Annotated in this window: 10 protein-coding genes and 1 other annotated feature; of the genes, 9 read left to right on the top strand and 1 reads right to left on the bottom strand. The window is 37.1% G+C overall.

What is annotated here, in order from left to right; genetic code table 11:
* The first annotated feature begins 24 nt into the window (after positions 1-24).
* The 7 genes from IGL32_RS09470 (at position 25) to IGL32_RS09440 (ending at position 7,610) form a co-directional block, all read left to right on the top strand.
* A complete protein-coding gene (locus IGL32_RS09470; protein WP_002356658.1) occupies positions 25-2,067 on the top strand; it encodes a penicillin-binding transpeptidase domain-containing protein in 2,043 nt (680 codons plus the stop codon).
* A gap of 115 nt (positions 2,068-2,182) precedes the next feature.
* Positions 2,183-2,902 (top strand): tRNA (adenosine(37)-N6)-threonylcarbamoyltransferase complex dimerization subunit type 1 TsaB, encoded by a 720-nt coding sequence (gene tsaB, locus IGL32_RS09465; RefSeq protein ID WP_002356660.1) that lies wholly within the window; start codon positions 2,183-2,185, stop codon positions 2,900-2,902.
* Positions 2,874-3,428, top strand: a complete 555-nt coding sequence (gene rimI, locus IGL32_RS09460; RefSeq protein ID WP_002387121.1) for a ribosomal protein S18-alanine N-acetyltransferase — start codon at positions 2,874-2,876, stop codon at positions 3,426-3,428. The genes tsaB and rimI (IGL32_RS09460) overlap by 29 nt, the downstream gene beginning before the upstream one ends.
* Before the next feature lie 7 nt (positions 3,429-3,435).
* Positions 3,436-3,900 (top strand): ribosomal protein S18-alanine N-acetyltransferase, encoded by a 465-nt coding sequence (gene rimI / locus IGL32_RS09455; protein ID WP_002370458.1) that lies wholly within the window; start codon positions 3,436-3,438, stop codon positions 3,898-3,900.
* Positions 3,897-4,943, top strand: a complete 1,047-nt coding sequence (gene tsaD, locus IGL32_RS09450; RefSeq protein WP_002370457.1) for a tRNA (adenosine(37)-N6)-threonylcarbamoyltransferase complex transferase subunit TsaD — start codon at positions 3,897-3,899, stop codon at positions 4,941-4,943. The genes rimI (IGL32_RS09455) and tsaD overlap by 4 nt, the downstream gene beginning before the upstream one ends.
* 42 nt (positions 4,944-4,985) lie before the next feature.
* Positions 4,986-5,189, top strand: a binding site (T-box leader).
* Positions 5,190-5,262: 73 nt separating this feature from the next.
* A complete protein-coding gene (gene argS / locus IGL32_RS09445) occupies positions 5,263-6,954 on the top strand; it encodes an arginine--tRNA ligase (RefSeq protein ID WP_002370456.1) in 1,692 nt (563 codons plus the stop codon).
* A gap of 155 nt (positions 6,955-7,109) precedes the next feature.
* Positions 7,110-7,610, top strand: a complete 501-nt coding sequence (locus tag IGL32_RS09440; protein ID WP_002356666.1) for an HD domain-containing protein — start codon at positions 7,110-7,112, stop codon at positions 7,608-7,610.
* Between the two features lie 80 nt (positions 7,611-7,690).
* Here the strand turns inward: IGL32_RS09440 and IGL32_RS09435 are convergent, their stop codons facing one another.
* Complete coding sequence (locus tag IGL32_RS09435) at positions 7,691-8,023, bottom strand: helix-turn-helix domain-containing protein (protein ID WP_002356667.1); 333 nt, start codon at positions 8,021-8,023, stop codon at positions 7,691-7,693.
* A 97-nt stretch (positions 8,024-8,120) separates the two neighbouring features.
* On the opposite strand from IGL32_RS09435, the gene IGL32_RS09430 reads away from it, so the two are divergent.
* Both IGL32_RS09430 and IGL32_RS09425 read left to right on the top strand, forming a co-directional pair.
* Positions 8,121-8,474, top strand: a complete 354-nt coding sequence (locus IGL32_RS09430; protein WP_002356669.1) for a hypothetical protein — start codon at positions 8,121-8,123, stop codon at positions 8,472-8,474.
* The gene (locus IGL32_RS09425) at positions 8,458-12,993 is read left to right on the top strand and encodes a SpaA isopeptide-forming pilin-related protein (protein ID WP_156210121.1); all 4,536 of its coding nucleotides are present in this window, start codon (positions 8,458-8,460) and stop codon (positions 12,991-12,993) included. The genes IGL32_RS09430 and IGL32_RS09425 overlap by 17 nt, the downstream gene beginning before the upstream one ends.
* The last annotated feature ends 13 nt before the right edge of the window (positions 12,994-13,006 follow it).

Here is a 13,006-nt window from a genome sequence, read left to right as displayed (position 1 = left end):
ATTATATAGTTAGGGGATTATTGAATGGAACGAAGCAATCGTAATAAAAAGTCTTCAAAAAAACCACTTATTCTTGGTGTTTCTGCCTTGGTTCTAATCGCTGCTGCCGGTGGCGGGTATTATGCTTATAGTCAATGGCAAGCCAAACAAGAATTAGCCGAAGCGAAGAAAACAGCTACTACATTTTTAAACGTATTGTCAAAACAGGAATTTGATAAGTTACCGTCCGTTGTTCAAGAAGCTAGCTTAAAGAAAAATGGCTATGATACTAAATCTGTTGTTGAAAAATACCAAGCAATTTATTCAGGGATTCAAGCAGAAGGAGTCAAAGCTAGTGATGTTCAAGTCAAAAAGGCGAAAGACAATCAATACACATTTACCTATAAATTATCGATGAGTACCCCTTTAGGCGAAATGAAAGATTTGTCTTATCAATCAAGTATCGCCAAAAAAGGCGATACCTACCAAATCGCTTGGAAGCCGTCTTTAATTTTTCCAGATATGTCAGGAAATGATAAAATTTCGATTCAAGTAGATAATGCCAAACGTGGAGAAATTGTCGATCGTAATGGTAGTGGGCTAGCAATTAACAAAGTGTTTGACGAAGTGGGCGTAGTGCCTGGCAAACTCGGTTCTGGCGCAGAAAAAACAGCCAATATCAAAGCTTTTAGTGATAAATTCGGCGTTTCTGTTGATGAAATCAATCAAAAGTTAAGCCAAGGATGGGTCCAAGCAGACTCCTTTGTACCAATCACAGTCGCTTCTGAACCAGTGACAGAATTACCAACAGGGGCTGCGACAAAAGATACAGAGTCACGTTATTATCCGCTGGGGGAAGCAGCTGCGCAATTAATCGGGTATACGGGCACCATTACTGCAGAAGATATTGAAAAAAATCCAGAGTTAAGTAGTACGGGCGTAATTGGTAAAACTGGCTTAGAACGAGCGTTTGATAAAGAATTAAGAGGGCAAGATGGTGGCTCACTAGTTATTTTAGATGACAAAGAGAATGTCAAAAAAGCTTTACAAACCAAAGAGAAAAAAGATGGTCAAACGATTAAATTAACGATTGACAGTGGCGTACAACAACAAGCTTTTGCTATATTTGACAAACGCCCTGGTAGTGCGGTCATTACCGATCCTCAAAAAGGCGATTTATTAGCAACGGTTAGTTCACCTTCGTATGATCCTAATAAAATGGCCAATGGCATTTCTCAAAAAGAATATGATGCTTACAATAACAACAAAGATTTACCATTCACAGCACGTTTTGCGACAGGCTATGCACCAGGCTCTACCTTTAAAACAATTACCGGTGCCATTGGTTTAGATGCAGGGACATTGAAGCCAGATGAAGAGCTAGAAATTAATGGTTTGAAATGGCAAAAAGATAAATCTTGGGGCGGCTATTTTGCGACACGTGTAAAAGAAGCAAGTCCAGTCAATCTGCGTACCGCTTTAGTTAATTCAGATAATATTTATTTTGCCCAACAAACATTACGTATGGGGGAAGACAAATTTAGAGCGGGTCTTAATAAATTCATTTTCGGTGAGGAACTAGATTTACCAATTGCCATGACGCCTGCTCAAATTTCAAATGAAGATAAATTTAATTCTGAAATTCTTTTAGCAGATACGGGCTACGGTCAAGGCCAATTGTTAATTTCGCCAATCCAGCAAGCTACCATGTATAGTGTTTTCCAAAATAATGGAACATTAGTCTATCCAAAACTAGTTTTAGACAAAGAAACGAAGAAAAAAGACAATGTAATCAGCGCCAACGCAGCGAATACAATTGCCACAGATCTTTTAGGTAGTGTGGAAGATCCTTCAGGTTATGTTTATAATATGTACAATCCGAACTTCTCATTGGCTGCTAAAACAGGAACAGCTGAAATAAAAGATAAACAAGATACAGATGGCAAAGAAAACAGTTTCCTTCTAACGTTAGATCGTAGTAACAATAAATTCTTAACAATGATTATGGTTGAAAATTCAGGAGAAAATGGTTCTGCAACAGATATCAGTAAACCATTAATTGATTACTTAGAAGCAACCATTAAATAAAAAGAGAAAATGAACGAAACGAGGTTTCTGTAAAAAGAAACCTCGTTTTCCCTTTTTAGAAAAAGGAAAGTGTGCTACAATGAAGCGACTAAATTGTAGAAGGAAAGGGATTCGTGTGCGAATTTTAGCAATAGATACATCTAACCAAACATTGAGTATTGCTGTGTGTGAAAATCAAAAAATTCTGGGAAGTTATACAGCAACGGTTAAAAGAAATCATAGCTTAACATTAATGCCGGCAATTGACTATTTGATGAGCCAATTGAACTTGGCGCCAACGGCAATTGATCGTTTTGTCGTAGCAGAAGGACCTGGATCATACACTGGCTTACGTTTAGGCGTGACGACTGCCAAAACATTGGCCTATACTTTAAAGAAAGAGCTAGTAGGCATTTCCAGTCTACAAACGTTAGCTGCCAATTGTGTTGGACAAACTGGTTTAATTGTGCCTCTTTTTGATGCGCGTCGTAAAAACGTCTATGCTGGTGCTTATCGGTTTGTCAATGGCGTGTGGCAAAATGAGTTACCGGACCAACATATTTCCCTGCGGGAGTTATTAGAACAACTAAAAAATGAACCAAATCTTTTTTTTGTTGGTGAAGATGTTGAAAAATTCACTGAAGAAATAGCTCAAATCATTCCTCATGGAGAAATTTGTGATGTTCCACAATGGCAAATTCCTAATGCCGCAGTTTTGGCTGCGTTAGGTAGTGTGGCTGAACCTGTTGAGAATGTTCATGGGTTCTTACCTGCGTATTTGAAAAAAGTAGAAGCGGAAGAAAATTGGTTGAAGACACACACGCCTAATGGAGAAAGCTATGTGGAAAAACTTTAATTTTGTGACAAAATACTTTACAAAAAGACGGCAACGGTATATAACTAAAACCATTGCAATGAACCAGCAAGAATTTCAATTGCGTGAAATCACCTACCAAGATATTAAGGATTTACTAGCAATTGAACGTGAAGTTTATGCTGGGGAACTTCCTTGGACGATGTCTGCTTTCATGGCAGAACTTGGCTCAAAAGCGCCGCATCTCTATTTGTTAGCGGCAATTAACGGAAAAACAGTTGGCTTTATTGGTTGTCGGATTCAAGGAACGGATGCACACATTACGAATGTCGCTGTTCACACAGCATACCAAGGCTTAGGTTTAGGTCGTTCTTTAATAGAAGAAACGCGAATTTTTGCCAAGAAAAATCGGTGTGAAACCTTATCGCTAGAAGTACGAATGAGTAATGTTAAAGCCCAACGTTTATATCGAAAAATTGGCTTTGTCTCACAGACGGTGAAAAAAGGCTATTATGACGAAAATAATGAAGACGCACTAGAAATGATAATTGATTTAAAAGAAGAGTGAAGAAAAAATGTTAGTAACAAAAAAAGAAATATCTGTAGCAAATATTGGTGAAGAATTATGGCGTTTTAGTAATTCTTCTTATACAACTGGCTCCCCTTGGACAGAAACACAATTCGCGGAAGATTTTGCTCAGGAAAATAGCGAATATCTTTTTTTAGTTGAAAATGGCCAGTGGTTAGGCTATATTGCCTATCATTTTATTTTAGATGAAGCAGAAATTAGTCACGTTGTTGTGAATGGTCAGAAACAACACCAAGGAATTGGTTGTCAGTTAATGAAAGCTTTTAAAGAATATGTTAAAAGTCGTGACATTACACAAATTTTCTTAGAGGTCAGAGAATCGAATATACTAGCTCAAAAACTTTATGAGAAAACAGGTTTTCGGAAAGTAGCTGTTCGAAAAAATTATTATAAAGAACCGCAAGAAAATGCCTTTGTAATGTGTGCGAAATTAAGGAAGGAAGCCCAATGACAATTTTTACAAAAGAACGTAAATTATTATTAGCTGTGGAAAGTAGCTGTGATGAAACAAGTGTGGCTGTCATTGAAGATGGCGACAAAATTCTTTCCAATATCGTAGCTTCGCAAATTAAGAGCCATCAACGTTTTGGCGGAGTCGTTCCGGAAGTTGCGAGTCGTCATCATGTTGAACAAGTGACGATCTGTATTGAAGAAGCATTAACAGAAGCAAAAGTCACACCAGAAGAACTCAGTGGCGTTGCTGTGACCTATGGGCCTGGGTTAGTCGGTGCTTTATTAATAGGACTTTCTGCAGCAAAAGCATTTGCTTGGGCGCACCAATTACCACTTATTCCAGTCAATCATATGGCTGGGCACATTTATGCTGCCCGTTTTGTGGCACCGCTCGAATTTCCATTGATGGCCTTACTCGTTAGTGGAGGACATACGGAATTGGTCTACATGAAAGAAGATGGCTCTTTCGAAATTGTTGGTGAAACACGTGATGATGCAGCTGGTGAAGCGTATGATAAAGTCGGACGTGTGTTAGGGTTGCCTTATCCTAGTGGCAAAGAGATTGATGCTTTGGCCCATGAAGGCACAGATACCTATCAATTTCCACGGGCGATGCTAAAAGAGGATAACTATGACTTTAGCTTTAGTGGTTTGAAAAGTGCGTTTATTAACACGGTTCATAATGCAGAGCAACGTGGTGAAGCACTGTCTACAAAGGATTTAGCCGCAAGTTTTCAGGCGAGTGTGGTAGAAGTATTAGTGACTAAAACCATTCGTGCTTGTCAAGAATATCCTGTTAAGCAATTGCTAATCGCTGGGGGCGTTGCTGCGAATCAAGGATTACGAGAAGCAATGAGACATGCAATCAGTGAACAATTACCAGCAGTGACATTACTTATTCCGCCATTAAAACTTTGTGGGGATAACGCGGCGATGATTGGCGCTGCCGCCTTTATCGAAGCTGAAAAGAATCACTTTGCTTCGTATAACTTAAATGCAGAACCTGGCGTTAGTTTTATGACAATTAGTGAAGAAGGCTAGCCAGCTAGACAAAAATTTGCTATAATGAAGCCAGTTTAACAATGACATTCGATGATAAAGAGAGTACTTATTTCAACGTCAGCTTAGCGATCTTGGGAAGGTGGGAGCCAAGAGTGATCGGAATGAGGAAGCGCACTTTTAGAATTCTGCTGAAAGCAGACGGCAATCACCGTTATCGATGAAGCAGGTCTATCCAAGTAGTATAGACAATTAGAGTGGTACCGCGGGTAAATTCTCGTCTCTGACAAAACAAATTATTTTGTTTTGTCAGAGACGTTTTTGTTTTTTTAATACTTACAAATTAATCAGGAGGGTTCTTATGAACAACAAAGAAATCGTAGCAAAAGCGTTACATGATGTTTTAAATGAAGAATTAACGATGGATCAAATCGAACAATTATTGGAAAATCCTAAATCTGTTGATCATGGAGATGTTGCTTTTCCAGCCTTTTCATTAGCTAAAATTTATCGTAAAGCACCACAACAAATTGCAGCAGAATTAGCAGAAAAAATTGATGGCACAAATTTTGAAAAAATTGAAGTGGTGGGACCTTATTTAAACTTCTTCATGAATAAAGAAGCAGTCAGTCAAGCTGTCATTGGCGAAGTAGTCAAAGAAAAAAATAACTACGGAAACAGTACCTTTGGCAATAATGGCAATGTTCCTATTGATATGTCTTCACCAAACATTGCTAAACCAATTTCTATGGGGCACTTACGTTCTACGGTAATCGGGAATTCAATTGCCTTTATTTTAGAAAAAATTGGGTATCAGCCAATTCGGATTAACCACTTAGGTGACTGGGGTACACAGTTTGGTAAGTTAATTGTAGCTTATAAAAAATGGGGTTCTGAAGAAGCAGTCCGCCAACAACCAATTAATGAATTATTGCGCTTATATGTGCAATTTCATGAAGAAGCAGAAGAAAAACCAGAATTAGAAGACGAAGCACGTGCATGGTTTAAAAAATTAGAAGAAGGAGACCAAGAAGCTAATGAATTATGGAAATGGTTCCGTAGCGAGTCTCTAAAAGAATTTGATAAAATCTATTCCATGTTAGAAGTTGAATTTGATTCTTATAATGGCGAAGCCTTTTATAATGATAAAATGGATGAAATTGTTACTTTATTAGAAGAAAAACATTTATTAACAGAAAATCAAGGTGCAGAAATTGTTGATTTGACAGAATATAATTTAAATCCAGCACTTATTCGTAAATCAGATGGTGCGACGTTATATATCACACGGGATTTAGCTGCTGCGCTTTACCGTAAACGGACGTATGATTTTGCCAAATCGCTTTATGTAGTCGGCAACGAACAAAGCAATCACTTCAAACAATTAAAAGCAGTCTTGAAAGAACTAGGGTTTGACTGGTCAGATGATATGGAACACATTCCGTTTGGTTTAATTACTCAAGGCGGTAAAAAATTATCCACACGTAAAGGGAAAATCGTTTTATTAGAAGAAGTATTGAATGAAGCTGTTACTTTAGCAGGAAATCAAATTAACGAGAAAAACCCAGACTTAGCAAATCGTGAAGAAGTGGCGAAACAAGTAGGTGTAGGTGCAGTTATTTTCCATGACCTTAAAAATGATCGTCTAAATAATTTCGATTTTGTATTAGATGAAGTTGTTCGTTTTGAAGGAGAAACTGGGCCATATGTTCAATATACACATGCTCGTGCGATGAGTATTTTACGTAAAGCAAACTTTACACCAGACGCTACACAACGTTATGCACTAAATGACAAGGATAGCTGGGAAGTCGTGAAGTTGTTACAAAAATTCCCTGAAACTGTGATGCAAGCTGCTGAAAAATATGAACCATCTGTTATTGCGAAACATAGCATTCATTTAGCACAAGCGTTCAATAAATATTATGCCCATGTTCGGATTTTGGATGAAGATGCTCAAAAAGAGGCACGCTTAGCGTTAGTTTATGCAGTAGCTACTGTTCTAAAAGAAGATTTACGTTTACTAGGGTTACATGCACCAGAAGAAATGTAGAAGTTTTTGTGAAAATTTTACTGCGTTGAACGCTAAACTTATTAAGCAAATATTAAAGTTAAGTTACAGATTGAGAAATTCATAGTAATTAAATAGCTGGGGTGCTATACTCGAGTCAAGTTATAAAAGGATTAGAAAAGGTGGCACCCAATTATATGACAGAAAAATGGCGTGAAGACGAAGAATATCTTTCTTATGTAGAAGATTTATTAGCAACCGAAGAAGTCCAAAAATTAGCAGAATACACACAACATATGCATTCAACTCGTTTAGAACATTCAATTAGTGTTTCCTATCATAGCTATAAATTAGCAAAGCGTTGGAACGGCAATGCTCGTGCAACAGCTCGTGCTGGTTTATTGCATGATTTGTTTTACTATGATTGGCGCACAACAAAGTTTGACGAAGGCTCTCATGCCTATGTTCATCCACGAATTGCAGCCAAAAATGCTGAAAAAATTACAGAGTTGTCTGATTTAGAACGAGACATTATTATTAAACATATGTGGGGCGCAACTATTGCACCACCAAAATACAAAGAAAGCTACATTGTAACCTTTGTTGACAAATATTGTGCTGTCAAAGAAGCGGCGTTGCCGATGACGACAGCCATGAAAACCAAATGGCGTCAGTATTTTGGTCAACAGTCAATCTAAAAAAAGCTTATCCGTAAGGATAAGCTTTTTTTGTTTGACGTTGACTAAAAAGTCTAGCATTCATCTATTTAAAATAAATATTAAAAGTAATTTTGTTCTGTTAATTTCTTTTGAGCGTATCGAAAGACTGCTTCTTGATTTTCAGTTGTTAACTGTTTGTAAATGTTCATAATATTGGTTGGGACAACAAATGGCGTTTCTTCCGTTTCAGGAATACCTAAGATTTCAAGAGGTGATACATCTAAAATTTTAGATAAGGCGACAATTTTATCCCTCCCCATATTTTCAATCATTCCAGTTTCCCATTTCCTGACGGTACTTTTTCCAACACCAACAAAATTTCCAACTTGTTCTAATGTAAGATTTTTCTCCATCCTTTTTTGCTTCAAAAAATTTTCTTTCAAAAAAACCACCTCCGTAAAAACATTCTAGCACAAAAAGTGTCGCAAAAGAAACATGTTTTTTTCAAAATGAAAGTAACGAATATAATAGAAAAATCAGCATTTTTTAATGATATTGACGTTTTTTTCACAAAATGATATAATTTTCAGTGTCTTATTAGACACTGAAAAGGGGGAGAGTAAAATGGAATCAAATTTAATTCACTCAAAATTGAAAATGAAAGGAAAAAATGTTGAGTGGTTGGCAAATGAAATGACTGCATACGGGCAACCAATATCCGCTTCAACGATTTACAAAAAATTAAAAGGAGAAGTTGTTTTCAAAGCATCGGATATTAAATTGATTTCACAATTGTTGGATTTTAATAATGAAGAAATTATGACTATTTTTTTTAGTGAGCTAGTGTCTAAAAAGACACATATTAGTGTTGAAAGGATTGTGATGAATGAAAAAAAGTATTAATAAGTTATTTTCGATTTGTTTAATTATCTTTACTATTATAGGATCTAATACAAGTATTATTTCTTATGCAATGGATAATGAAAGTGGCACACAAATCCGGTCTATAGCTGTTGAATATCCGGGGGAAAAAACGGAAATTGTTGCTACAAAAGATTGGGCGACAGTTTCTTTGTCATTAGGAATCTCTGAATTAGCAAGCGGAGAGACGATGACATTAAGGATGGCTAGCGAAAAATATTCCTATTCAATGACACCTTTTGAAATTGGAGACGCACTTCAAGTGATTCCAAACGATGATGGTACTTGGACGATTAAAGCCTTACAAACGCTTACAGATTACTCAGCAGATTTGCAACTGAAGCTACGATATAATCAAAATTTATCAGAAGATTTTGAAGATCAAGTCGTTTTTACTTTTGGGGATTCACAAAAAATTGTCAAAATTAATATCGGGCAATACGTGGAGAAAGTTCCGCCAACTGAACTGGTTCGAAAAGTCCCGTTAGGATTTACCTCAGAGGGAAGAATTGCTTGGGTCATTTATTTTAACTATAATCAAGCAGGTCTTTCAGGTTCAGAAAAAACAACCTTTAAATTTTTAGATAATGTAGGTCCAAACCAAACATTAGCTATTGACAGTATTGCTGCATATCTCACCAAGCAGCCTATTTTAGAAACAAATGGTGAAATGATTCGGAATTTGGAACATGACGAATATAGCTATGATGCCAGTCAATTTTTCCAAAAAAATGCCTCTGAATCTGGATTTAATTATGAAGCAGAGAAATTTGAAGGAATACCAACAGCCACGGGCAGTTATCTTTCCAATAAAAATGCCTATTATATTTATTTAGAAACGATTCCAAATGAAAATATTCCAAGTGATGCCGTGCTATCAAATTACACGTATATGCGTATTTCTAGTGAGGGATTCGATGCTTGGGAAGATGATGATATTGCCTACATCACAGCAGACGAGAGTAGTGATGGAACAGGTCGAGGGGGTGTCGTTTTAGAAAAAATTGATGCAGTAACTGCTAAAGTTTTAGAAGGTGCTGTTTTCAAAGTCGTGAACACAAAAACACAACAAGTTGTTCAAGAAACATTAACCACCAATCAAGCAGGTCAAATTCGTTTAGCTGGTTTGGAAGCTGGTCAGTATGCATTCATTGAAACAAAAGCACCAACTGGTTACAAGTTAGATGCAACACCAGTTCCATTTGAAATTAAGTTAGAACAAACACAGACGATTCGCTTGAAAAAAGAAAATACGCGTTTAGAAAACCAGTTAAAAGTAGAAAAAGTAGATGAAAATAATGAGGTGAAACGTTTAGCAGGTGCTGAATTTTCGTTGTATGACCAAAAAAATAATCTAATAGAAAAAGGTGTCACGAATGAAAATGGCGAGCTGTTATTTTCAAATTTATCACCTGATGGAGAATATTATTTAGTTGAAACGAAGGCGCCTAATGGCTATGAATTAGACGAAACTAAACATCCTGTTTCATTTGCTGGAAAAGCCGACTACACTTTAACATATCGGGTGAAGAATAAGCAGCAAGTACAAATTGGCTCCATCAAAATTGTTAAACAAGACAAAGAAAGCAAAAAACGTTTAACAGGCGCAGAATTTCAGTGGAAGGATACAGTGACAGGAAAAACAGGAACAGTGACAGTTGGAACCGACGGAACGGTCACAATTCCCAATTTAGCAGTTAATCGTACGTATGAACTTACAGAAACAAAAGCACCCACAGGTTATGTACTAGACAAAACCGTGCATAAAGTCACTTTAACAACTGCACAGGCAAATAAAGTAGTGACAGTAATCATTGAAAATACAGCGCAAAAAGGCTCCATCAAAATTGTTAAACAAGACAAAGAAAGCAAAAAACGTTTAACAGGCGCAGAATTTCAGTGGAAGGATACAGTGACAGGAAAAACAGGAACAGTGACAGTTGGAACCGACGGAACGGTCACAATTCCCAATTTAGCAGTTAATCGTACGTATGAACTTACAGAAACAAAAGCACCCACAGGTTATGTACTAGACAAAACCGTGCATAAAGTCACTTTAACAACTGCACAGGCAAATAAAGTAGTGACAGTAATCATTGAAAATACAGCGCAAAAAGGCTCCATCAAAATTGTTAAACAAGACAAAGACAGTAAAAAACGTTTAACAGGCGCAGAATTTCAGTGGAAAGATACAGTGACAGGAAAAACAGGAATAGTGACAGTTGGAACCGATGGAACCATCACAATTCCCAACTTATCAGTCAATCGTACGTATGAAATCACAGAAACGAAAGCACCAGTGGGGTATGTATTAGATAAAACTGTGCATAAAGTCACTCTAACAACTGCACAAGCTAATAAAGTAGTGACAGTAACTATTGATAATACAGCGCAAAAAGGTAGTCTAGCAATAATCAAAGTAGACAAAGATTCAAGAAAACGTCTAGCAGGTGCGGAGTTTAAATGGCGTGATACGGTGACAGGAAAAGAAGGAACAGTCGTAGCTGACAAAAATGGTCAAGCACTGATAACAGATTTGCCAGTCAATCGTGTATACGAAATTACGGAAATTAAAGCATCAAATGGCTATATCTTAAATAACAAGACTTACCGAGTTATCTTAACGACTAATTTTGCAGATAAAATTGGTTATTATACCATTGAAAATACAGCGCAAGAAGGTAGTCTAGCAATAATCAAAGTAGACAAAGATTCAAGAAAACGTCTAGCAGGTGCAGAGTTCAAATGGCGTGATACGGTGACAGGAAAAGAAGGAACAGTTGTAGCTGACAAAAACGGACAAGCCCTGATAACGAATTTGCCAGTCAATCGTGTATACGAAATTACAGAAATTAAAGCACCAAACGGCTATATCTTAAATAACAAGACTTACCGAGTTAACCTAAGGACTAATTTTGCTGACAAGATTGGTTATTATACCATTGAAAATGTTGCGCTACGTGGCAATTTAAAATTAATTAAACAAGATGGTTACTCAAAACAACGTTTAGTAGGCGCACAATTTAGATGGCGTGACACAGTGAATGGGAATACAGGCGTAGTAACTGCTAATGCTAATGGTGAAGCAACTTTGTATAATTTTTCCGTCAACCGGATTTATGAAATTACAGAAATAAAAGCACCAAATGGTTATATACTTGACAGAACGGTGCATAAAATTCTTTTACCTGCGAATTATGCTGGCAAAACCTACACGTTCACCAAAAATAATCAAGCTCAAAAAGGCGCCATCAAAATTGTTAAGCAAGATGGATATACGAAACAACGTTTAGCAGGCGCACAATTTAAATTCCGAGATACAACCAATAATTATACTGCAACGTTTACAGCGAATAGGAACGGTGAAGTACTGATTACTGGATTAGCCGGTGATCGTATCTATGAGGTCACAGAAATCAAAGCACCGAATGGCTATATCATAGATAGACGTGTTCATAAAGTTGATTTACGTGGACAAGGTGGTAAAACCTATACATTAGTCTTAAATAATCAAGCACAAAAAGGTGCCATCAAAATTGTTAAGCAAGATGGATATACGAAACAACGTTTAGCAGGCGCACAATTTAAATTCCGAGATACAACCAATAATTATACTGCAACGTTTACAGCGAATAGGAACGGTGAAGTACTGATTACTGGATTAGCCGGTGATCGTATCTATGAGATCACAGAAATCAAAGCGCCGAATGGTTATATCATAGATAGACGTGTTCATAAAGTAGATTTACGTGGACAAGGTGGTAAAACCTATACATTAGTCTTAAATAATCAAGCACAAAAAGGCGCCATCAAAATTATTAAGCAAGATACGGATACAAGAAAACGTTTAGCAGGAGCGAAATTCAGATTTCGCGATACTACCAATAACTATACGGCAACATTTACAGCAAATGGAAATGGTGAAGTACTGATTCCAGGATTATCGTCGGATCGTATTTATGAAATCACCGAGATACAAGCGCCAACTGGGTATGCGTTGGATAGTAGGGTCCATCGGATTGATTTACGAGGTCAAGGCACAAAAACGTATACGTTAGTGTTAAACAATAAAGCAAACTATGGTGCTATCAGAATTATTAAACAAGATGTTGAAACAAAAGCACGTTTAGCGGGCGCTGTTTTTGAATGGAAAGATACAACTAATGGCTATACACAAAGAGTAACAACAGGTTGGGATGGTACAGTCACTATTAGTGGGCTATCTGTCAACCGGGTATATGAAATTAGAGAAGTTCAAGCGCCGGCTGGTTATTCACGAAATACTACGCCAACACGCGTCAGTCTGACGCAAAATCATGCGGGTCAAACAATTGCAATTGTTCGAGAAAACCGAAAAATACCGGTTTATAATCCGCCACCACCAACATATTGGCCAGGATATATTCCACCAGTTACGTACTATAATCCACCTGTGTACTATAATCCTCCAAAGTATTATTATAGGGGGTGTGTGATGGTCATCGTGGTGGTGTGTTGGTAAAAAACAAATAGAG

The organism is Enterococcus sp. AZ035 (assembly GCF_050548325.1).
Taxonomy (GTDB): Bacteria; Bacillota; Bacilli; order Lactobacillales; family Enterococcaceae; genus Enterococcus; species Enterococcus faecalis.
This window is presented reverse-complemented; position numbering and strand designations above follow the sequence as displayed.

Bases quoted from the DNA above. Each gene is read 5' to 3' on its own strand.
- IGL32_RS09470 (WP_002356658.1), top strand. From the start codon at position 25: ATGGAACGAAGCAATCGTAATAAAAAGTCTTCAAAAAAACCACTTATT.
- rimI (WP_002387121.1), top strand. From the start codon at position 2,874: ATGGAGAAAGCTATGTGGAAAAACTTTAATTTTGTGACAAAATACTTT.
- rimI (WP_002370458.1), top strand. From the start codon at position 3,436: ATGTTAGTAACAAAAAAAGAAATATCTGTAGCAAATATTGGTGAAGAA.
- tsaD (WP_002370457.1), top strand. From the start codon at position 3,897: ATGACAATTTTTACAAAAGAACGTAAATTATTATTAGCTGTGGAAAGT.
- argS (WP_002370456.1), top strand. From the start codon at position 5,263: ATGAACAACAAAGAAATCGTAGCAAAAGCGTTACATGATGTTTTAAAT.
- IGL32_RS09440 (WP_002356666.1), top strand. From the start codon at position 7,110: ATGACAGAAAAATGGCGTGAAGACGAAGAATATCTTTCTTATGTAGAA.
- IGL32_RS09430 (WP_002356669.1), top strand. From the start codon at position 8,121: ATGATATTGACGTTTTTTTCACAAAATGATATAATTTTCAGTGTCTTA.
- IGL32_RS09425 (WP_156210121.1), top strand. From the start codon at position 8,458: ATGAAAAAAAGTATTAATAAGTTATTTTCGATTTGTTTAATTATCTTT.